This window comes from Bradyrhizobium ingae (genome assembly GCF_055791185.1).
Genome location: NZ_JBVUBB010000006.1, coordinates 61,583 through 83,784, shown reverse-complemented (window position 1 = coordinate 83,784; position 22,202 = coordinate 61,583). Strand labels below are relative to the sequence as shown.

The 22,202-nt window shown below is 64.7% G+C and carries 15 protein-coding genes; 10 read left to right on the top strand and 5 right to left on the bottom strand.

Going from position 1 to position 22,202, the window contains the following annotated elements:
* Nucleotides 1-14: 14 nt before the first annotated feature.
* Nucleotides 15-1,160 (bottom strand): GNAT family N-acetyltransferase, encoded by a 1,146-nt coding sequence (locus ACV1FX_RS11370; RefSeq protein ID WP_473117649.1) that lies wholly within the window; start codon nt 1,158-1,160, stop codon nt 15-17.
* Between the two features lie 163 nt (nt 1,161-1,323).
* Complete coding sequence (locus ACV1FX_RS11365; RefSeq protein WP_473117648.1) at nt 1,324-2,667, bottom strand: O-antigen ligase family protein; 1,344 nt, start codon at nt 2,665-2,667, stop codon at nt 1,324-1,326.
* Between the two features lie 242 nt (nt 2,668-2,909).
* Here ACV1FX_RS11365 and ACV1FX_RS11360 point away from each other — a divergent pair, with 242 nt between their 5' ends.
* Nucleotides 2,910-3,899, top strand: coding sequence for a glycosyltransferase (locus ACV1FX_RS11360; protein WP_473117647.1), 990 nt, complete (start codon nt 2,910-2,912; stop codon nt 3,897-3,899).
* A gap of 104 nt (nt 3,900-4,003) precedes the next feature.
* On the opposite strand, the gene ACV1FX_RS11355 is transcribed toward ACV1FX_RS11360, so the two are convergent.
* The gene (locus ACV1FX_RS11355; protein WP_473117899.1) at nt 4,004-5,032 is read right to left on the bottom strand and encodes a glycosyltransferase family 2 protein; all 1,029 of its coding nucleotides are present in this window, start codon (nt 5,030-5,032) and stop codon (nt 4,004-4,006) included.
* 425 nt (nt 5,033-5,457) lie between these two features.
* Here ACV1FX_RS11355 and ACV1FX_RS11350 point away from each other — a divergent pair, with 425 nt between their 5' ends.
* The 4 genes from ACV1FX_RS11350 (at nt 5,458) to ACV1FX_RS11335 (ending at nt 10,280) form a co-directional block, all read left to right on the top strand.
* Nucleotides 5,458-6,264 carry a class I SAM-dependent methyltransferase gene (locus tag ACV1FX_RS11350; protein WP_473117646.1) on the top strand — a complete coding sequence of 269 codons (807 nt, stop codon included), beginning with the start codon at nt 5,458-5,460 and terminating at the stop codon, nt 6,262-6,264.
* Between the two features lie 321 nt (nt 6,265-6,585).
* Nucleotides 6,586-8,871 carry a GumC family protein gene (locus tag ACV1FX_RS11345; RefSeq protein ID WP_473117645.1) on the top strand — a complete coding sequence of 762 codons (2,286 nt, stop codon included), beginning with the start codon at nt 6,586-6,588 and terminating at the stop codon, nt 8,869-8,871.
* Entirely contained in the window at nt 8,864-9,670 is an 807-nt protein-coding gene (locus ACV1FX_RS11340; RefSeq protein ID WP_473117644.1) for a WecB/TagA/CpsF family glycosyltransferase, read from the top strand. Before ACV1FX_RS11345 ends, ACV1FX_RS11340 begins: the two co-directional genes overlap by 8 nt.
* A 136-nt stretch (nt 9,671-9,806) precedes the next feature.
* A complete protein-coding gene (locus tag ACV1FX_RS11335; protein WP_473117643.1) occupies nt 9,807-10,280 on the top strand; it encodes a hypothetical protein in 474 nt (157 codons plus the stop codon).
* On the opposite strand, the gene ACV1FX_RS11330 is transcribed toward ACV1FX_RS11335, so the two are convergent.
* Nucleotides 10,254-14,360 (bottom strand): bifunctional diguanylate cyclase/phosphodiesterase, encoded by a 4,107-nt coding sequence (locus ACV1FX_RS11330; protein ID WP_473117642.1) that lies wholly within the window; start codon nt 14,358-14,360, stop codon nt 10,254-10,256. The two genes, ACV1FX_RS11335 and ACV1FX_RS11330, sit on opposite strands and share 27 nt — an antisense overlap.
* Nucleotides 14,361-14,665: 305 nt before the next feature.
* Between ACV1FX_RS11330 and ACV1FX_RS11325 the strand changes: the two genes are divergently transcribed.
* Genes ACV1FX_RS11325 through ACV1FX_RS11310 form a run of 4 tightly spaced genes read left to right on the top strand, consistent with a single transcriptional unit; the run spans nt 14,666 to nt 17,909 of the window.
* The gene (locus ACV1FX_RS11325) at nt 14,666-15,457 is read left to right on the top strand and encodes an Ldh family oxidoreductase (protein ID WP_473117641.1); all 792 of its coding nucleotides are present in this window, start codon (nt 14,666-14,668) and stop codon (nt 15,455-15,457) included.
* A complete protein-coding gene (locus tag ACV1FX_RS11320; protein WP_473117640.1) occupies nt 15,387-15,719 on the top strand; it encodes an Ldh family oxidoreductase in 333 nt (110 codons plus the stop codon). Before ACV1FX_RS11325 ends, ACV1FX_RS11320 begins: the two co-directional genes overlap by 71 nt.
* Before the next feature lie 21 nt (nt 15,720-15,740).
* Nucleotides 15,741-17,108 carry an LLM class flavin-dependent oxidoreductase gene (locus ACV1FX_RS11315; protein WP_473117639.1) on the top strand — a complete coding sequence of 456 codons (1,368 nt, stop codon included), beginning with the start codon at nt 15,741-15,743 and terminating at the stop codon, nt 17,106-17,108.
* Nucleotides 17,109-17,123: 15 nt separating this feature from the next.
* Nucleotides 17,124-17,909, top strand: a complete 786-nt coding sequence (locus tag ACV1FX_RS11310; RefSeq protein ID WP_473117638.1) for a fumarylacetoacetate hydrolase family protein — start codon at nt 17,124-17,126, stop codon at nt 17,907-17,909.
* A gap of 109 nt (nt 17,910-18,018) precedes the next feature.
* Here the strand turns inward: ACV1FX_RS11310 and ACV1FX_RS11305 are convergent, their stop codons facing one another.
* Nucleotides 18,019-18,474: an Lrp/AsnC family transcriptional regulator gene (locus tag ACV1FX_RS11305; RefSeq protein ID WP_473117637.1), complete on the bottom strand. Its 456-nt coding sequence runs from the start codon at nt 18,472-18,474 to the stop codon at nt 18,019-18,021.
* Between the two features lie 154 nt (nt 18,475-18,628).
* Here ACV1FX_RS11305 and ACV1FX_RS11300 point away from each other — a divergent pair, with 154 nt between their 5' ends.
* Nucleotides 18,629-22,060 (top strand): indolepyruvate ferredoxin oxidoreductase family protein, encoded by a 3,432-nt coding sequence (locus ACV1FX_RS11300; RefSeq protein WP_473117636.1) that lies wholly within the window; start codon nt 18,629-18,631, stop codon nt 22,058-22,060.
* Nucleotides 22,061-22,202: the final 142 nt, after the last annotated feature.

Genomic DNA, 22,202 nt, shown 5'->3' with positions numbered 1-22,202 from the left:
GGCGCACGTGACTGTCAGCGCGGCGGCTTGCCCATGGCGCGGTTCGCGAGAGCGGCGAGCCGCGGATGGCGGCGCAGCCCCTGGGCTGCGAGATCGCGCAGCATGTAGGGCACGCCGCGCCATGACAGAGCGACGCTGACGTCGGTCAGCGGCAGCGGCACGGCGCCGAAGCGGCGCTTGTAGTCGTGATTGCCGATGCTGAGATCGAAGCGCCGAACGCCCTCTCGATGCAGCGTCTCCATGGTCCGTTCGGTGACGAGCAGACCCGGCGAACAAGCCGACCACGGCCTGCCGGCGTTGCTGATGCGCAGCAGATAATAGGTTGCGCCGTATCTCAAGCCCAGCGACGTCGCAATGATGCCCTCATCGCACACCAGCGCCGAGACGATCGCATAGCCTTCCGCAACGCCTTGCCGGACCACCTCGCGATAGAATTTCGCGTGGCTCTCGTCGCTGAGGACGAATTTGAGACCGAGCTGCTTCATGCGTTGCTGCTGCTGGATGTCCATCGCATCGAGCAGCCTCAGCGCGTGGTCGACATCGGTCGCGATCTCGAATCGCGCGCCGACGTGACGATTGAAGACGCGCCAGCAGCGCGGCAGTTGCATGCGCTTGATGGAGGTGCGGTAGTCAGAATAATCGTCGCCCATCAGCACGAGATTGCCGTTGAGCGAACAGGATCCGACGCGGCCGAGCGACACCAGCGGGTTCGGCTTGCCGCCCACATAGGCCGGCATCTTCTGCAGGCGCAACAGATCGAAGCGATCCGGCAACGCACGCAAGCCATTGACCAGCGCATCGCCGATGGCGCGCGCGCCGGCCGCATCGCATGCGGCGCCTGGCCCCAGGATCGGCGCATTGTTGTCGGAGACGCCGAGATCGGCGAACTCGACGATGCGGACGCCGCCCTTGCTGCGGCCGATCATCGGCACCAGCGCGATATCGCGGCCGGCTGCAGCATCGGAGATGACCGCGATCAGCGGGGAGACATCGCGGAATGCGTCGTACCAGGCCGCGAGCCAATCACCTTGCTGGAATGCCGTGCGATGCCCCGCCCCAAGGCGCAACGCGGCCTTCTTCCAGTCGCGCATGAAATCGATGGCGATTCCGGACGCGCTGGTCACCCGACCGTCTAGTTGCTCGACGCTGAGAAACGCCATCCGCCCTGGCATACGGTTGCTGAACGTTTCCAGATGAATAGCGTTTCGTCGCCAACCACAAGTTACGTCGCTGCTTATCGTTAAGCGGATACCGTTGCGCTCACGCGCGGACCGGCGCGTGTCCCGATCTGAGACGTGCGGACCCTCGCCGCATGAGAAACTGTCAGCAGTTCTTGTCCACGCATTGGAACCTGGCAAGAAAATGCAGGCCGGCGGCCGCGAGCACGAACAAGAACCAGGTCGGATTCAGCCGGTCGAGCAGGAACGTCTCGGTCGTTCCGTAATACAAGCCGAACAACCAGATCGTCAGGAAGAGCTTTGCCAGGGCGCCGCTTCGACTGCCGCGCTGCGCCGCCTGGAAATTGTTGAGCGGGGTGAACACGAAGATCAGGATGACGAGCAAGAGGCCGGGCAGGCCGATGGTGACGGCGAGATCGAGATAGCTGTTGTGACTATGCGCCGCACTCACCGCCCATTCGGCGCCTTTCGCGGTCTGCCGCTCGGCGACGTCGTCCCAGAACGCGGCGTAGCCGTGGCCGAGGATCGGCTTCTCCGCCACTGCGGTGAGCGCAAACTCCCAGATGTCGCTGCGGCCGGTGAAGGTGGGATCGACCGGGAGCGAGCGGGTGATCGTCGCAAGAGCCGGACTTGCCACGCTGCCGACGGTGAGCAGGTTCATCACGATCAGAGGCGCAAGGCAGATCAGCCGCTTCAGCCAGAGGCTGCGGGTAAGGTAAACGAGCGACGCCATCCCATAAATGAGGAGACACAGCACCGACGAGGTCTTGCCGCCGGTGAAGATCAGGAAGATACCGGCCAGCACGGCGATCACGGGTCCCATCACCAACGAGCCCACGGCGGTGAGATAAATGCCGAGATAGACCAGGCAGCTCATTACCGGCGAGGCGACGTTCTTGTGGCCAAAACTGCCGCGCCAGTCGCCGGCAAGCTGCGGCTCCGTGATATCGGTCGCCGTGTGGATCGAGAGCTGCGGCGCCAGCATGACGCCGAGATAGCACAAGGCGAGCAGCACGAGGGCGGCGAGCCCCAAGCACCGGTTGAAGCTCTTCTGCGTCGGCGGCAGCAGCGGTAGCAGGATGGCGAGCGCGGAAACGCTCGCGGTCAGCACGAAGCGCTGCGCGGACAAGCCGCGATTCTCCGAGAAGACGATGTTGATCAGCATCCAGCCGACGAAACAGAGATGCAGCGGCGTCACCAGGGTCCTGAGCGACGGAGCGTCCTGTGCGAACGTCAACAGCACGGCGGCGGCGGCGAGCCCCGCAAAGGCGATGTAAGACAGCGCCATCCGGCCCGAGGCAACCGTGGCGAGGTCGGCATTGCGAAGGTCCGGGAACGGCTCCAGCGTGATCAGCACCAGGAGCAGCGCCGCGACGGCGACGACGCAGCGCGCGGCCTCGAGGGTGCTGAGCCCGGCGACGAACGCGCGCAGCCCCTGACCGAGCGGCCGGGTCTCCACGCCAGTCATATCAGCGGCACTGCGATCCATCGATCACCCCTAACCGACCCGTGCTAACCTTTCGTCAACCACCAGGCTTGCCGGGCAGGCCACTGGTCGGTGTTTAACGCTAATATGCGAAACCCGGCCGTGGGCGGCCTTTGCTGCAAAGCTTTGACCCTTATCTGGCTATCATCGCAGATGACCCAAGCCGCCAGCGTCCGGGGCCGTGGTCGACATGCAGCCTGGTTAACGAACCGTTAAAAACGCAGCTCCAGACGACGAGGCGTCAATTGACCACTGCCGGCGCCATCCTTGATCCCCCGCTGGGCGAGCTGTCGTCCGTCGAGTCGCAGGCTGATCGGACCGCGAATTCGGCCGGTCTCGTCTCCATCGTCATTCCCGCCAAGAACGCAGCTGCCTATATCCGCGAGACGATCGACAGCGCGCGCACGCAAGGCGACAGCGTCGGCGAGGTCATCGTCATCGACGACGGCTCGAGCGACGACACCGCGGCAATCGTCCGATCCATCCGCGACGGCCGGGTGCATCTGATCACGAACGCGCTCACGGGCGTCTCGGCAGCGCGAAATCTCGGCGCACGCGTGGCGCGCGGAGAATGGCTGCTGTTCCTCGATGCCGACGATCGTCTGCGCTCCGGCGCGGTGGCCACCCTGGTCGCGGCTGCGAGGGCCGCGCCCGCCGCCGTTCTCGTCTATGGCGACTACGATCTGATCGACAGTGACGGGCGGCCCGTCGGCCGCCGCAGTCTCCTGCAGGGACGGAGGAAGCCGTCAGGCGATGTGCTCGCGCGACTCGCGCGCGGCAATTTCATCGTCAATGGCGGCATCATGCTGGTGCGCGCTGATGCATTCCAGGTGGCCGGCGGTTTCGACGAGCGGCTCAGCCTGTGCGAGGACTGGCATTGCTGGTGCCGCCTGGCCGCGATCGGCGACTTCCAGTTCGTGCCAGCGCTGCTGCTCGACTACCGCCTCCACACCGCGAACACCATGAATGCGGCCGCCCGCTCGCCGCGCGACTTCTTTCCGGCGGTTGAGCGCGTCTTTGCTGACGATCTGATCCTCCGCAAGCTCGCACCGGAGGGCCGGCCCGCCCTGCGGCAGGCCGCCGAGATCCATCTCATCACCTATGCGGCGACCCAGGCGGTCCGCTTCGGCCGCTACGGCGATGCTGTGAGCTATATGCGCATGGTCGGTCAGCAATCGCTCATCGCGTTGCCGCGATCGCTCGCCAAGCTCGTGCTCGCCCGGTTCGGGATCTAAAGCATGATCCGGAAAAGTGTGAAGCGGTTTTCCGGAAAGATCATGCGCAAACAACAATCTAAAGCGCGATGACGATTAATCCTAATCCCATCGCGCTTTAGGCCTCAGGAAACGATCTTCGAGGCCTCATACGGCCGCTGCTCGACGCCGAAGGCGGCGAGCGCGCTGCCGAACGCGACCATCATCGGATGCATCGCGACGACGGCCCTCGTCGTGAACGACAGGCGCGCCGCGCGGACCAGAGATAGCGGCAGCCTCCCCAGCATCGCCGCAAACACACGCGTCCGTGCCGCCCCAGTCTCTGCCGCCTTGAACTGCACCCGATAGTTGATCGCTCCGATGCGCAGGCCACGTTTTGCGATCCACCCCAAACCGGTGCGACTATGCGGCACCGTCTCGGTGATCACGGCTTCCGCGGTCCAGTGGAATGTCATGCCGGCCTTCCGGCATCGCACGAAGAAATCGCAATCACCGCCGCCGAGGAAGTTGAATCGAAGGTCGAAGGCCGGACTGCCGAGCCGGTCGAACACCGACCGGGTGATCAGGCAGTTGCCGCAGCCGTAGATCAGCGGCACCGCGCCACTATAGTCATAGGCAGGACAGAAGGCGGGATGGCGCGCGAGCCACGGCTTGCTGTCGTCGTCAAAGAGCGGCAGCACCGGACCGCCGACCACGTCTGCGCCGGTCGCCTCCGCGGTCCGAACCATCAGCTCGAGCCAGTCGGGCGAGGCGATCTCGTCGTCGTCGATCATCAGGAAACGGGTAGCAGCCGGAAACAACGCCTGCGCGGTCTCGAAGGCGGCGTTGATCGCCTGACAATTGCCCTGGCGCTTCTCGACCAGGCAGACGCCCTGAAGCTTCCCGGCAGCGAGGTACTCGGCGGCGACCGGCGCGCTCTCGCGCCGCGCCGCGTCGTTCTCCACCATGACCACGGCAAAGGAGCGCGGGGTGCGCTGGTCCACCAGCGACTCCAGCGTCAGCCGCAAATGCTGCGGCCGGCGAAAGCAGGGAATGCAGACGACGATGCCGACCGACAGGTCGAGCACGCGCGAGCTCGCGACGATCTCCCGGTTGGGATCGCTCACGGCATCGGTGATGCGGCTCATGGACAACTCGGTCGGGATCAGGGTCATGATGTCGTTGAATGGCCGATATGTGTTGAAAAAGCCCTGCTCCAGGACGGCACAGCAAGGCGCTCGCGAAACACGGATGTCCCAATCTGGCGCTGTGCGGCGGGGCATTGCCTCATGCTGAACGAGACCATTGCGTGTTGCGCGAGTGCGCAAGCCGCCGAATCCAGCCTCACCTGCAAGCCGATCGTCATCCACATAACGTCTTTCACGCGCTTTGCCCTGCGAATTTGCCTCGAAGCGCTCCTGCAATTTCCGATCCAGCGCGCGGCCGCAGGTACGATGCGAACGATGCCGTAGTTAACGGGCCTCCGCATTAACCCAACCGTAAGCACCGTCATCAATGGCACCTCATCGGCATCGAATTTGCTCTTCGAGAATGCGAGAGATTCCCTGTAATTTGAAATGAACCCGCGCGATTGAAGAACATGAATAAGCAAACCCCGATCGATTTCGCGACGGCGATCCGCACTGATGCGAACGCCATCACGCCGCCAACACACACCCAGGCACTGATCGACCTCGTCTCCGGCGAGGCACGCGACAGCCTGCTCGCCGTTCACGACCTCCTGCGCCGCGAGCTGCCGCCAGGCGAGCTTGCGATCTACGAGGCCGGCGGCGGCTCCAGCAGCTTCCTGCCGCTGGAAATCCTGGGCCGCGGCCACGTCACCGTCGTCGATATCGACGAAGACCAGATCCGCAACAACGACTACGCCCAGGAAGCGATCCTCGGCGACGTCCAGACCTATCGCTTCAAGCCGGAGAGTGTCGATCTCGTCATCTGCTACAACGTGATCGAGCACCTGCCCGACGTCGGGGCCGCGCTGAAGAATTTCTGCGAGGCGCTGCGGCGCGGTGGAATGATCCTGATCGGCGCGCCCAATCCTCGCTCGCTGTCTGGCGTCGTCACCAAATATTCGCCGCACTGGTTCCACGTCTGGTTCTACCGCCACGTTCGCGGCATCAAGAATGCCGGCCAGCCGGGCGAGGCGCCATTCCCGACCTTCTTTCACCCGCTGGTGACGCTTCCCAATCTCGAGGCGTTTGCGGATGCGCACGGGCTCGAGACGGTCTACCGCCGCGAGGTCGAAAGCCCGCGCTATCCCGAGATGCGCAAGCGCAAGCCGCTGTTCGCAGCTCTCGTCGATGCCGGCGCCGCGCTGCTGAATTTCGCGCTGCCGCGCGGCACCGACGTGCGACGCGGCGACTATCACGTCATCTTGCGAAAACGCTGACAACCATGACGACGGCGCATAGGGAATTCCGGCATGCGGGCCCTGCCCGCGATACTGCGCCGTCGGACGCATGCAGGCTCAACCGCGTGCGCGGTAACGAACCGTTAATCTCTGGGGGACCGCGGTGCTCGAAGCGTCACAACGACGCGCCGCGCGCTCGCACGCGCTTAAACGCTTTGTTTGCCATTTCGGTGAATAGTCCCTCAGTGAGTATGGTTAATTTTCCCTGTTGCGTTTGTTCGGCGCCTATATCAGGGGCGCAGCGCGTAACCCGAAGAGTAGCCCCTCAGCCTGCGGCAGTTGGAGTGAAAGCTGGGGATCATGCTCGACTATGACCAGCCGATAGAGCGATCGAAGCGAGAGATCAGGCAGGCGGCGCCATCGGCCGGCTTCAACGTGCTCGAGCTCGCCCATCTGCTCTGGCAGCGCAAGGCCGCGATCGCAGCCGCGGGCCTGATCGGCGCGAGCCTCGCCGTCGCCGTCGGCAAGAGCCTGACACCCCGCTACACCGCGACCGCCCAGCTTTACGTCGACCCGCGCGAACTGCAACTCGTCGATCGCGAGCTGACGCCGCGGGCGCAGGACGTTTCCGGCATGTCCATGGTGGTGGAGAGCCAGGCGCGCCTGATCACCTCCAACAGCGTCCTGCTCCAGGTCATCCAGCAGGCCAATCTCGAGAAGGATCCCGAATTCGGCGGCGGCGACGGCAGGAGCCTGATGTCCTCGCTGCTTGGCCTGATCGGTCTCCAGGGCCGCGCACCCTCCGCGGCCGACAAGAAGGAAAGCCAGCTTGGCGCCCTTGAAGCGCTGAACCGGCACATCACGATCCGCAAGACCGAAAAGAGCTTCATCGTCGACATCGAGGTCTGGTCGACCGATGCGGCCAAGGCAGCGATGCTCGCCAACACGCTGACCGACGTCTATCTCGCGGAGTCGCGCAACTCGCAGGCCTTGGCGGCCCGGCGCGCCACCAACGACCTGTCCGGCCGGCTGAAGGAGCTGCGCGAGCGGCTGCGCACGGCGGAGACGGCGCTCGCCACCTACAAGGCGCAGAACAATTTCGTCGGCACCCAGGACACGCTGATCAGCGACCAGCAGCTTTCCGCCAGCAACCAGCGGCTTGCCGCGGCACGCGCGGCGACACTGGATGCGCAAGCGCGCTACGACCAGATCGAGGCGAGCCGACGCACCGCGACCGACGCCGGCGCCATTCCCGAAGCCCTCCAATCGCCCACCATCGCGAATTTGCGCGCGCAATATGCCGATGCGCGCAAGAAGTATGCGGAGCAGACCGCCGAGCTCGGGCCTCGGCATCCGGCGCTGCGCCAGACCGAGAAGCAGGTCGAGGATCTCAAGCGCACGATCAACGAGGAGATCGACCGCTTCGCCCAGGCCGCGAAGAACGACCTGACGCGCGCGCGCGACTACGAGGCCTCGCTGAACCGGGCGCTGGAGACGCAGAAGCGGCAGAGCGTGCAGCTCAGCCAGGCCGCGGTACGCCTGCGCGAGCTCGAGCGCGAGGCAGACGCCAGCCGCGACGTCTATCAATCCTTCCTGAAGCGCTCTCGCGAGACGGAGGAACAGGAAAGCCTCAATACATCGGCAGCCCGCGTGATCGGCGAGGCCACGGTGCCGCAGCGGCGTTCGTTCCCGCCGGCAATGAGCCTGTTCGCCATGATCGGCCTCCTGTTCGGCTCGCTCGCCGCAGCCGGCTGGTTCGCCGCCGTCAGGCAATTATCCGTCGGCGCGGCGGAGCCCGAGCCGACCCGCCGCGAGCGCACCACAGCCCCGGAAGCTCTCAAGGTATCGGTCGAGGATGCCGCTGCACCACAGGCGCCGCCGCTGACACTGGTCGAAAAACCGCTGATCGCGCGCCTTCAGGAAGCCGACGTCATGCGTACGCTCGGCGCCATCCTCGCCGTCGACAATACGGTCGACCTCACGCGGCTCGGCTGGCCGACGCTCCGTCCCGGATTTCCGCTGACGACGCTGATCAACGCGATGCGCGACATGCGCGCCGCGGCGACGCGGCATGCCGCAGGCAAGACCATGCCGGTGATTGCGATCGTCGGCGCCGGCGCCACGGCCGACCGCAGCGTCGCCACATTGAACTTCGCGCTCGCCGCCGCTCGCGATGGCACGCGCGTGCTGATGATCGACACCGACCACCAGGCCCGCAGGCTCTCCAGCAAGATCCATCGCCCCAACACCAGCGAGCCGGGCCGGTTCGGCTGGCGCTCGGTCGGCAGCAAAGCCCTGCGCGAAATCAAGACCGCAAACGGCATTTCGGTGTTGCCCGTCGCCAATGGTGATGCCGGCAAGGCCGCTGATGCCATCCGCAAAGCGGTGGCTGAGGCACGTTCCGCAGGCGGCACCGATCTCGTGATTCTGGATGGCCCGGCGATGCCGCTCAGCGCCGCCGACCGCAATCTGCTCGACGCAGCCGACGCGCTTGTGGCCGTGCTGCCCACCCACCTCGACATCAACGTTGCCATGGAAGACATCCTCACCGCGCTCGGCGGTAGCGAGCGCAAGCTCGTTGGCGTCATCCTCAACGAGCTCAATCCCGTGACTCAATCGCGCCAGCGAGGCAAACAATATGCTTGAGCGCCGCGTCAATCTGGTCGGACGTACCGCGACCGCCGAGGTCCCCCGGATCACCGTCGGCGGTCTTCGCATGGCCGCGCTCGACCTCGAGGCGACCGCAGATTTCATGATCGAAGCCACCGATCCGCGTCATCGCGTCGGCCGCCCGCTTTATCTGACCTCCGCCAATGGTGAAGTGCTGGCGCGCTGCTCGACCGAGCCGCAGACCGAGCGCCTGTTCCGTTCCGCCGATCTGATCAATGCCGACGGCCAGCCCCTGGTTGCGGCCTCCAAGCTGCAGTCCTGGTTCCCACTGCCCGAGCGTGTTGCGACCACCGATCTCTTCCATGTCGTCGCCCGCAAGGCCGAAGCCGCCGGCCGGACCTTCTACATGCTGGGCGCCAGTGAAGCGGAGAACGACACTGCGGTCGCCCGGGTCCAGAAGATGTATCCGAACCTCAAGATCGTCGGACACAGCCATGGTTATCTCCGCGGCGATGCACTGCGAACCAAGGTCGACGAGATCAACGCGCTCGCGCCCGATTATCTCTGGGTCGCGCTCGGCGTGCCCTTCGAGCAGGCCTTCGTCGAGGAGTATACCTCACATCTCACCAATGTCGGGGTGATCAAGACCGCTGGCGGCCTATTCAATTTCCTCTCCGGCAGCCGCAGCCGGGCGCCGCAATGGATGCAGGCGATCGGGCTGGAATGGGCCTGGCGTACACTGCTTGAGCCGCGACGCCTGTTCTGGCGCTATCTGACTACCAATCCCCGCGCGCTATATCTCCTGTTCAGCCGCAATCGGCCATTCAATCGCTAGCGTGGCGGCACCGCCAAGTCTCTGCTAAACTCGCGTTGGGCATCCGTAGACCCCGCGCCTTGCCGGCCGGTGGCCTCGGCGGCTACAACACCAATGCGGTCGGCGCCCGGCAAAAGCCCAGTCGCCAGTTGTCCGCGTGGCCGACGATGAGGTCGGCTCGAATGGCTCGCCAGGAATTGCGCGAGCGAAATTTCTCCGCGTCAAGGCCGTCCCCGAGTCCTTAGCTGGTCGGCCTGTTTTCGGGCGCGGGACAGGGAGCACCGAAGCAATGCATCAGGCTCAACGCCTGGAGTTCGAGCGCGTGATGGAAGAGTTCGCCCGCTGGCACGCCGTGCCCGAGGGCGAGCGCTCACCGGCGCCGGCATGGTGGTGGGGACCCGCCATGGCGGTGTTCGACGATCATGAACAGATGAGTGGCGCGTTGTGCTGCGAGCTTGGCTTGGGCGAAAGCGCGAGCTTCGCCGAAGGCGCGCGCACGATCCTCGCACTGTTCGTCGAGCAGACGTCGCTGACGGGACCCCAGGATTTTCCGACCAAATCCGAGGGTGATGATCACGCCATTCGCGAATTGCAACCGCTGCCGTCAGACGACAGCGCGTTTCAGCCGTGACATGGTCTCCACCTCACGGCCTGCGTCCTGCCCGGGCTGGAGTGGGGGCGCCATAGGTCGCAACAGCTCGGCCATCTGCCGCGCCGGAAGGGGCTTCGCGATCAGGTAACCCTGCATCTCGTCGCAGCCATGGGTCCGCAGGAACGCCTCCTGCTCCGCATTCTCGACGCCCTCGGCGACCACCGTCATGCCGAGCGCCTTGCCCATGCTGATGATCGCCTGCGCGATAGCCTGGTCCTCGCTGTCATGCGGCAGATCGCGCACGAACGAGCGGTCGATCTTGATGGTGTCGATCGGGAAGTGTTTCATCAGCGACATCGACGAATAGCCCGTACCGAAATCGTCGATGGCGAGGCGAATGCCGCGGCCCTGGATGGCGTCGAGCACCTTCAGGGCGCGCCCGACGTTGCGCATCATCATGCTTTCGGTGACTTCGAGCTGGAGCAGCACGGGCGACATCCCGCTCGCCGCGAGCGCCTCATCGACATCCTGCAACAGGTGGTCGTCGGCGAACTGCCGCGGCGACAGGTTGACCGCCATCGACAGCGGCAAGAGGCCGCGGCGCTGCCAGGCCATGGCCTGCGCACAGGCCTCCTTCAGCACCCACCGGCCGATCGGAACGATCAGGCCGGTCTCTTCGGCAAGCGGAATAAACTGCGCCGGCGATATGCTGCCGAGCTCGGGATGCGTCCAGCGCAGCAGCGCCTCGACGCCGGTGATCTGGCCGGTCTCCATGTCTACCTTGGGCTGGTAGTTCAGCGCGAACTGCTCGCGCTCCAGCGCCCGGCGCAACGCGCTTTCCAGCGACAGCCGCTCGATCGACTGCGTCTTCACCTCCTTGGAGAAGAAGCGGTAGCCGTTCTTGCCGTCCTCCTTGGCGAGATACATCGCCATGTCGGCGTTCTTGGTCAGCGTCTGCGCGTCGGCGCCGTTGGCCGGATACATCGCAATGCCGATCGAAGCCGTGGTGTGACACTCGTGACCGGCAAGCTCCATCGGCTGCGCGAGGGCCGTCAGGAGTCCGGTCGCGATGTGCTGGACGTCGTCGATCTCGCCGCATTGGTCGAGGATGACCACGAACTCGTCGCCGCCGAGCCGCGCGACCACGTCGCTGGCGCGCAGCGTGTTGCGCAGCCGATCGGCGACTTCGAGCAGGAGCAGGTCGCCCGCCTCATGGCCGAGCGAATCGTTGATGACCTTGAAGCGGTCCAGGTCGATGAACAACAGCGCAAACCGGCGCTCGTGGCACTGCGCCGTATCGATCGCCGCACGCAGGAGGGAGTTGAACGTCTCGCGATTCGGCAGATTGGTCAGGCTGTCATGGGACGCGAGATATTCGATGCGTTCGTCGGCCTTGTTCTTCTCGTCGGCGCGGTCGAAATTCTCCATCGCGAAAGAGACGTTCTCGGCGAGGCGCTGCAGCAGCTCGACGAACTCGGTCGTGAACGTGTCCTTCTCCGTCGACATGTAGAGCATGACGCCGACGGCCCGATCATGCACGATGAGCGGAAGCGCGGCGCCCGACCTCGCGCCGTCGTTGCGGACGATGGCGTGGAACGTGGCGACCCGGCTGTCGTTCAGGTAGTCGTTGCTGATACAGGGCTGCCGGGTCCGGAACGCCGTGCCGCTCATGCCCCGGCCCTCGGGGCGCGATTCGTCGATCGAGAGGCGGACGTCGCGCGTGGTCTTGGCGGTTGGCCCGGCGGAGGCCACGATCCGAAGCTGGTCGGTGTCGGCGCCGGCGATAGCGACCGTCGTCGAGGTGAACTTGCCGCCGGTCGATGCGGCTTGGCACACCAGATCGAACAACTCGGCGCGGGTTTTCGCCCGCATGATCGCCTCGTTGGTCGCGCTCAGCGCCGCGAACATCCGCGTCACGCGTTCTTTCTGCTCCTCGGTGCGGGCCTTCTCCTCGGCACGGTCGAAATTGTCGAGCGCGAAGGAGACGTTTTCCGCTAGGCGAGCCAACAGCTCGATCATGTCTGGCGTGAACATGTCGACTTCGGGTCCGTGGAAGAGCAACGTTCCGATCGGCTCCTCGCTCCGGCGAAACAACGGGAAGCTCGCGACCGAGCGAGTGTCATCCTGTGCTGCCTCGCGCCGCCAGGGCGCGGAGGTCGGATGGTTGAGGTAATCGTTGATTACGCTGGGGCGACGCGTTCTCAGCGACGTCCCGGATACGCTGAGGCTCTCGGGGTGGCCGGCAGAGACATTACAGGATCGCCCGAGCATCCGCTCGTATTTGCGTCCTCTCGCCGCGACGGTGCGAAGGATTTCGCGATCCGGGTCCAGCAGGCAAATCGCAGCTTTGCCGAACACGCCGCCAAGCACGGCCGCCTGGCAGGCAGCCTCGAACAATTCGTCCCGGGTCTTGGCCCGCATGATGGCTTCGTTGGTCGCGCTCAACGCCGCGAACATTCGCGTCAGGCGCTCCTTCTGCTCCTCGGTACGGGCCTTCTCCTCGGCACGGTCGAAATTGTCGAGCGCAAAGGAGACGTTTTCCGCGAGGCGCTCCAGCAGCTCGACGAGGTCGGGCGTGAAGGTGTTTTCCTCGGGCGCAAGGAAGAGCAGGACACCGATCGGCTCACGACCCGCGCGCAGCAGCGGAAAGCTCGCCGCCGCGCGGGTGCCGTCCTCGTTCGCCTTGATACGCCAATGCTCGCAGCGCGGATCGTTCAGGTAGTCGTTCATCACGCAGGGTCGCCGGGTCCGTACCGACGTGCCGATTAGGCCGCGACCTTCGGGATGATCGGCGGAAATGACGCAGGTGCGACCGAGCATCCGCTCGTGCTTGCGCCCCTTGGCCGCGACGACCCGGAGAACGTCATGCTTTGGATCCAGGAGACCGATGGTGGTCGAGGCGAACATCCCACCAAGCACGGCGGCCTGGCAGGCCACCTCGAACAGCTCCTCGCGTGTCTTTGCGCGCATGATGGCTTCGTTGGTCGCACACAGCGCCTCGAACATGCCGCTCAGCCTGTCGCGCTGCCTGTCGGCCCGCGCCTTCTCCTCCGCGCGGTCGAGATTGGTCAGTGCGAACGATACGTTCCTGGCGAGCCGCTCGAGGAGCTCTACGAGTTCGGGCGTGAACGTGCCCTTCTCCAGCGAGTTGAAGAGGAATATGCCTTCCGTGCGGCCGTCATTGACGAGCGGTAGCGCGGCCGTCGATTTGATGCCGATGCGGCGAGCGCTCTCTCGCCAGGGCTTGATCCGATCGTCGGCGAGAACGTCGTTGCTGACGCAGGCAGCTCCGGTCCGGAACGCGGTCCCGGTCAGACCCCTTCCTTCCGGAACCTCGTCAGAGATAGCGAATTTGAAGGTCCGCACCTCATCTGCGTTCGGGCCAACGCAGGCCACGACGCGCAGCAATCCGGTGTCGCGATCGGCGAGCGCGATCGTGGTCGAGCCGAACTTGGCGCCATGCACCGAGGCCTCACACACGAGATCGAACAGTTCGGCGCGCGACCGTGCCCGGATGATCGCCTCGTTGGTGGCGCAGAGCGCCGCATACATCCGCGCCAGCCGTTCTTCTTCCTTGGCGATCAGCGCCTTCTCCTCGTCGCGGCCGAAATTTTCGAGCGCGAAGGATACGTTCTCCGCCATGCGTGCGAACAGCGAGACCATCTGCTCGTCGAGCGATCCGGCCTCACCGTGGGTGACGAACAGCACGCCAATGCACCGCCCGCTGCAGATCAGCGGCAACGCCGCGGCCGCACCGACGCCGGCCTTGATGGCGCCTTCGCGCCACGCCAGCGAACGCGGATCGTTCAGAAAATCGTTGCTGATGCACAGGCGCTGCATGCGGAACGCCTCACCGCCAACGCCCGATCCTTCCGGCGTGCCTTCCTCGACGGTGATGTTGATGGACCGCAGCCTTGGAACGTCCTCGCCGCAGCCTGCCGCAAAGCGCAACCGCCGGCCGTCCGGCTCGACCAGGAACACCGAGACCGCCAAGAAGTCCCCGCTCGAAAACCCGGCGTCGCAGACCTTCTGGTACAGCTCGTCCGGCGTTTTCGCATACAGGATCGCTTCGTTGATGGCGCTCAACGCTGCAAATGTGCGCGCGAGGGTCGTCTGCAAGGTCTCAACTCCCGGGCATGACTGCCTTTTTCCCAGGACTTTATCGGCAACGACCGCCTAAGTGGTCGTTATTGAGCCCTGCAAACCCGCAATCAAAGTGAACGAGCTGCGAACGAACGGTGCGAAACTGTTCGCAAAACTACGGTGGACGCGGTCTTTGGCCACCAGCAGCGGCATCCACGCACGGCTCCTTTACCAATTTGCAGCCCTGATTTGGTTTACGGGAGATTGATATCGCGCCCGCGCTTTGAGACGATGGCCTTCAACGACCGACGCCCGCCAAGGGCGGGCAGCGAGGGAGCGCCATGCCGATCGTCAGGGCCGATCGCCTCACGCATATCGGCGCCGCGCTGCTGCGGGCTGCAGGCGCATCCGTCGAGGAAGCCGATGCGGTTGCGACCGGTTGCGTCAACGCCAATCTCGCCGGCCATGACTCCCACGGTGCGATCGCGATCCCGACCTATATCGACCGCATCAGGGCCGGCCACATCGTGCCCGGCGCCCAATGGACGATCGTGCAGGAAACGCCGACCACGACCGTCATCGACGGTCACTGGGGTTTCGGCTTCCACGTCAACGCCAAGGCGATGGCGCTGACAATCGCAAAGGCGAAGACCGCAAATGTCGCCGCCTGCACCGTGTTCCGGCAGAGCCATGTCGGCCGGCTCGCCGCCTATCCGCTGATGGCAATGCGCGAAGGCATGATCGGGATTGCGGCGGCAGACTCCGGCCGCTCGCCGAAACATGTGGCACCGTTCGGCGGCCGCGAGGCGCGGCTCGGTACCAACCCCATCGCGATCGCGGTGCCATCCGATCTGGAGGCGCCGTTCTATCTGGACATGGCCACTTCAGCGGTCGCCGCTGGCAAAATCCAGCTCGCGGTCGCCCGCGGCGAGGAGATCCCGACAGGATGGATCATCGACGCCGAAGGGCGGCACACCACCGACCCCACGCAATATCGCAAGGGCGGCGCGCTGCTGCCGCTCGGCGGCACCGAGGGCTACAAGGGCAGAGCACCTCGCCGCGATGGTCGAGGTGCTCTGCGGACTGCTCACCGGCCTCGGCTTCGGTGTCGAGCCGACCGGCCGGCACAATGACGGATGCTTCATGGCGGTGTTCAACGTCGCCGCATTCCGCCCCCTGAAGGATTTCAAGCGCGAGGTCGCCGAGTTCGCGCGTTACCTGAAGTCGACGCCACCGTCGGAAGGAAGCCGCGGGGTATTCTATCCCGGCGAGGTCGAACATCTGCGCGAAGTCGAGCGATTGCGCGACGGCATCGCAATCGAGGACGCGACCTGGGAAAAGCTGCGCGCGCTGGCGCGCGATTACAAGCTCGACACCGAGCTCGGTCTCGCCTGACGAAAAACGGAGGGAAGCGGCATGACACGGCAGATGGTCCTGGTCGGCTTTCTTCAGGCGCAGAACTGCACCAACCTGCCGAGCTCGTGGCGGCATCCGGCCTCCCGCGATGATTCCATGTCGGCGGACTACTACCAGGAGATCGCGCGTATTCTCGAAGCCGGAAAATTCCACATGGCGTTCTTCGACGATCGCCTGGCGATGCCGGACCGCTATGGCAATGACCACGCGCACACCGTCGAATATGGCATCCGCTGCGTGAAGATGGATCCGCTGATCGTGCTGACCACCATGGGCATGATCACCAACCGGCTCGGATTGGGCGCGACCTGCTCGACCACCTATTACGAACCGTTCGACGTCGCGCGCCGCTTTGCCACCCTCGACCTGATGTCGGGCGGGCGTGCGGGCTGGAACGTCGTCACCTCGCTCAATGACGGCGAGGCGCTCAACATGGGCAGGGATTCCCATCCCGAGCATGACGCCCGCTACGACCGCGCCGACGAATTCATGGAGGTCGTGCTTGGTCATTGGGACACCTGGGAGGACGGCGCGCTGATCATGGACAAGGCGAGCGGCCGCTTTGCCGATCCCACCAAGGTGAAGCGACTCGATCACAAGGGACCGTTCTTCAAGTCGCGTGGCCCGTTCACCGTGCCGCGCTCGGACCAGGGCCATCCCGTGATCATCCAGGCCGGCGCCTCCGGCCGAGGGCAGCGCTTTGCGGGACGCTGGGGCGAGGTTATTTTCACCGCTGCGCGGAATCTTGCCAACGCCAAGGAGGGCTACGCCGCCGTTCGTAACGAGGCCGCCAAGGCCGGACGCGATCCCGACGCGATGTTCCTCTGCAACCTGACGACGCCGGTCTGCGGCGCGACCAAGGCGGAAGCCGAAGACAAGATGGCGTTGATCAACAAGTTGCCGCTCCAGATCGACGCGCTATCGCTGCTCGCGGAAGCCCTCAACCATGATTTCGCCGCGAAGGGCCTCGACGAACCGCTCACGACCGACGAGCTGAAGAGCATGCAGGGCATCCTCGGCATCCGCGACGGCGTGTTGAAGCTATCCGGAAAGAGCAATCCGAGCGCGCGCGACTTCGTCACCTTCTCCGGCCGCGGCGGGGTCCAGGATGCAATGGTCGGCGGACCGAACGAGATCGCAGACAGGTTCGAGGAGATGTTCGTCGAGCGCGGTTGCGACGGCTTTGTCATCGCCGCGACTTATGTCCCGGGATCCTATGCCGACTTCGTCCGCCACATCGTGCCGGAGTTGCAACGGCGCGGGCTGTTTCAGAAGGACTATCGCGGCAAGACGCTGCGGGACAATCTCGGGCTGAAGCGGCCGGCCGCCGGCGCGTGGAAGACGCGGCCGCGGGTCGCTGCGGAATAGGAACAGGGACGACATATGCGCTGGCTCAAGTTCACGGCCTCCGGCCAGACTTCATGGGGCATCAAGGAGGGTGACCACGTCGCGGCCGTCGACGGCGATCCCTTCGGTGGATGGCAGCGCACCTCGCGCAGCCATCCACTCGCGCAGGTCAAGATCGAGCTGCCCCTGCTCCCGCGCACTTTCTATTGCGTCGGGCTGAACTACCTGAAGCATCTGAAGGAAGCCGCCGATAAGCGCGGCGAGGTGCCGGCCGTCCCTGACCGGCCCGAGATCGGCTATCGCGCACAGAACGCGCTGATCGCGCATGAGGAAGACGTCGTGATCCCGGCGATCGCGACGGAAAAAATACATTACGAAGGCGAGCTCGTGGTCGTGATCGGCAAGAAGGTGAAGCACCTCACCGAAGCGAACGCGATGGACTGCGTGTTCGGCTACACCATCGGCAACGACGTCAGCGAACGCACCTGGCAGAAAGCCGATCGCAGCCTGTGGCGATCGAAGAATGCCGACACCTTCAAGCCGATGGGCCCATGGATCGAGACCGAAGCCGATCTCGACGCAATGGAGACCATCGTCCGGGTCAACGGCAAGGAGACCAACCGCTTCCGCACCAACGACATGATCTTCGGTGTCGTGCCGTTCCTGGTGGAGCTGACCAGGTATTTTACGCTGTGGCCCGGCGACGTGATCTGGATGGGCACGGACGGCGCATCGCCCGACATTAGGCATGGCGACGTCGTGGAGATCGAGATCACCGGCATCGGCACCCTGCGCAATCGGTTCGTGCGGGAGGGACAGTAAACTTGCGCGATGTCGCAGGGTGGGCAAAGCCGCTCTTGCGCCGTGCCCACCATCTTTTCAAAATTTCGACAGAGGCATGCTTCGCTTTGCCGATCCGACGAGAGCCCGATCAAAACGGCAGCGCCACGCCGCTCTTGATCTCCTTCAGGATCACGTTGCTGCGGACGTAGCGGATGCCGGGAATCCGGAACATGAACTCATCGAGGAATTTGTTGTAGGCCGCCATGTCCTGCACCACGACGCGCAGGTGGTAGTCGGCATCGCCCGTGGTCGCAAAGCACTCCAGCACCTCGCGGCGCGTCGTCACCCGCGAGACGAACTCGTCGACGAATTTCGCATCGTGCCGCTCCAGCGAGACATGCAGGACCGCCGACATCGCAAACCCCGCCCGCTCGCGCGCGACCAGCGCCGCATAGCCCTGGATCACGCCGGCGTCCTCCAGCGCGCGCACCCGGCGCCAGCACGCGGAGGTCGACATGCCGACCTCATCGGCAAGCTGCTGATTGGTGGCGCGGCCATCCTTCTGGAGGTAAGCGAGAATCCTCGAGTCCTGATCTTCGATCATTGAAGCACCTCAATTCGGATAATTCTACCGAATTTGATATTAAGTAGCAAAAATATACCAAATACCGGCTTCACGCGGGATGGATAGGTAAGACCTACCAGCCATCAGGGACTAACCTTCGCCTCGTCGGCAGGGACGCCGCGCGAGGTCCGCCATGGACGCCATTTCGTCACTCGATGCTTATGAGCTCTCCGACCGCTACGACCGCGAGGATGGCCGGGTCTTCCTGACGGGCACGCAAGCGATCGTCCGCATCGCGCTCGATCAGGTACGGCGCGATCGCACCGCGGGGCTGAACACCGCCGGCTTCATCTCCGGCTATCGCGGCTCGCCGCTCGGCGGCGTCGACCTCGAGCTGTGGCGCATCAAGGATCGCCTGAAGAGAGACCGTATCGAGTTTCTGCCCGCGGTGAACGAAGACCTCGCCGCGACCGCCGTGCTCGGCTCGCAGCAGGTCGAGACCCAGGCCGACCGCGAGGTGCAGGGTGTGTTCGGGCTCTGGTACGGCAAGGGCCCCGGCGTCGACCGGTCCGGCGATGCGCTCAAGCATGGCAATGCCTACGGCTCCTCCCCGCATGGCGGCGTGCTGGTGGTTGCCGGCGACGACCACGGCTGCGTCTCCTCCTCGATGCCGCATCAGTCCGACGTCGCCTTCATGAGCTGGTTCATGCCCACGCTGCATCCGGCAAGCGTCAGCGAATATCTGGAGTTCGGCGAATATGGCTACGCGCTGAGCCGCTTCTCCGGCATGTGGGTCGGCTTCAAGGCGATCTCGGAGATCGTGGAATCCGCTGCCTCCGTCGCGTTGCGTCCGCCGCGCGACTTCCGCACGCCCGACTTCACGCCGCCGCCGGGCGGCCTGCACTATCGCTGGCCGGATCTGCCGGGGCCACAGATCGAGGAGCGGCTGGAGGCGAAGAAGCACGCGGTCTACGCCTTCGCAAAGGCCAATCCGATCGACCGGCACATCTACGACATTCCGCACGCGACCTACGGCATCGTCACCACAGGCAAGGCGCATCTCGATTTGATGGAGGCGCTGCGGCTGATGGCGCTCGATGAAGCAGCCTGCCGCAACATCGGCATCGACATCTACAAGGTCGGCATGGTCTGGCCGCTGGCGCTGCACGACGCGATGGAGTTCGTGAAGGGCAAGCGCGAGATTCTGGTCGTCGAGGAAAAGCGCGGCATCATCGAGAGCCAGTTCAAGGAATATTTCTACGATTATCCCGGCGCAAAGCCCGAGCGCATGGTCGGCAAGCATGACGAGCAAGGAGCGCGGCTGATCTCCTGGATCGGTGAATTGTCGCCACGCGCACTCGCCGGCGTATTGGCGCGGCGGCTCGACCCGATGTTTCCCGGACTGAACCTCGCCGCGCGCGCGGCCGCGCTGTCACCGGAGGCAGCGCGCGTGATCACCGTCAGCGGCGCAACGCGCACGCCCTATTTCTGCTCGGGATGCCCGCACAACACGTCCACGAAGGTGCCCGAAGGCTCCAAGGCGCTGGCCGGCATCGGCTGCCACTTCATGGCGAGCTGGATGGACCGAGAGACCTCGTCGCTGATCCAGATGGGCGGCGAAGGCGTGAACTGGGCGGCCTCGTCAAGGTTCACCGGCCACAAGCACGTGTTCCAGAATCTCGGCGAAGGCACCTACTATCACTCCGGCTCGATGGCGATCCGGCAGGCGATCGCCGCGAAAGCCAACATCACCTACAAGATCCTGTTCAACGATGCCGTGGCGATGACCGGCGGCCAGCCGGTCGATGGCCCCGTCAACGTGCACGCGATCGCGCACAGCGTCCGCGCCGAGGGTGTCTCCCGCATCGCGCTGGTGTCTGATAATCCCGCGCAGTTCTCGCCAGCGGATCTGCCTGCCGGCGTGACCATCCATCCGCGCGAGGAGATGGACGCCGTGCAGCGCGAGTTGCGCGAGATCGTGGGGGTGTCCGTGCTGATCTATCAGCAGACCTGCGCCACCGAAAAGCGTCGCCGGCGCAAGCGCGGGCAGATGACAGATCCGAAGCGCTTTGCCTATATCAACGACCTGGTCTGCGAAGGTTGCGGCGATTGCTCGGTCGAGTCCAATTGCCTGAGCGTCGAGCCGAAGGAGACGCCGTTCGGCCGCAAGCGCCAGATCAACCTGTCGGCCTGCAACAAGGATTTTTCCTGTCTCAACGGTTTCTGTCCGAGTTTTGTGACCGTCGAAGGCGCCACGCGCCGTGCGAAAACCGCGAGCGACATTGACGCGATCGGCCGCGCGGCCGCGCTTCCCCTGCCCGCGCCCGCAGCGCTCGCGCGGCCCTATGATCTGCTTGTAACCGGCGTCGGCGGCACCGGCGTGATCACCGTCGGTGCGCTGATCGGCATGGCCGCGCATCTCGAACGAAGCGGCGTCTCGGTGCTCGATTTCACCGGCTTTGCGCAGAAATTCGGACCCGTGCTGAGCTATATCCGTCTCGCGGCAAGTCCCGAGGCTCTGCATCAGGTTCGCATCGACCAGGGCGCCACTGACGCACTGATCGGCTGCGACCTCGTCGTGAGCTCCTCGCCAAAAGCCTCCGGCACCTATCATTGTGGCACGCGCGCCGCGATCAATACCGCGGAGATGCCGACAGGCGACGTCGTCCGTTTCCGCGACGCCGATCTCGCCTCACCCGCCCGTCTGCGCGCGATCCGAGGGGTGATCGGCGACGGCAATCTCGACACCATCGACGCAAACGCGCTGGCCGAGCGCCTGCTCGGCGATGCCGTCTATGCCAACATCATCATGCTCGGCTTTGCCTGGCAGCAGGGCCTGGTGCCGGTCTCGCTGCAGGCCTTGCTGCGTGCGATCGAGCTCAACGGCGTCGCGGTCGAGCGCAACAAGCAGGCTTTCGCCTGGGGCCGGATTGCCGCGGCCGATCCGGATTTTATCCCCAAACCGGAGAACGCTCCCCTCTCCGAGACTCTCGATCAAATGATCGAGCGTCGTGCCGAATTCTTGACTGCATATCAGAACGCTGCCTATGCGGCGCGCTATCGGGCGGTGATCGCGAAGGTGCGTAGCGTTGAGACGGGGTTCGGCGGCGAAGCGCTGACCGATACGGTTGCGCGCTCCCTGTTCAAGCTGATGGCCTACAAGGACGAATACGAGGTAGCGCGCCTGCACATGGAGACCGGCTTTCTCGACACGCTGAAGCGCGAGTTCGACGGCGATTTCACGGTCAATTATCATCTCGCGCCGCCCTTCCTCGCCTCGAAGCGCGATGCGCGCGGCCGTCCGCGCAAGCGCGTCTTCGGGCAGTGGATCCAGATGCCGCTTTCCCTCCTCGCGCGCCTGAAAGGATTGCGCGGCACACCGTTCGATCCGTTCGGCTACGCGGCGGAACGCCGTGCGGAACGGGAGCTGATTACCTGGTACGAGGGATTGATCGACGTGTTGCTCGGCAAACTCGACACCGCGCATCTGCCCGATCTTGTGGCCATCGCCAAGGCGCCAATGGACATTCGCGGCTACGGACCGGTGAAGGACGATGCGATCGCGAAGGTCAAGGCGGAGGTCGAATCCTTGCTGGCGCGAGCGACAACCGCCCGGGCTGCCTGAGAAGCCTTCGCGTCCACGAAAATGAGGACAGCCATCGTCCTCGGCCTGAGGTAAGCTCCCGTGGTCACCTTCGCCGACGGGGGAGCCTCATGGAACGCAGAACGGTTTCGCTGAATACAGCCATTGCAAGCCTCGTCCTGTC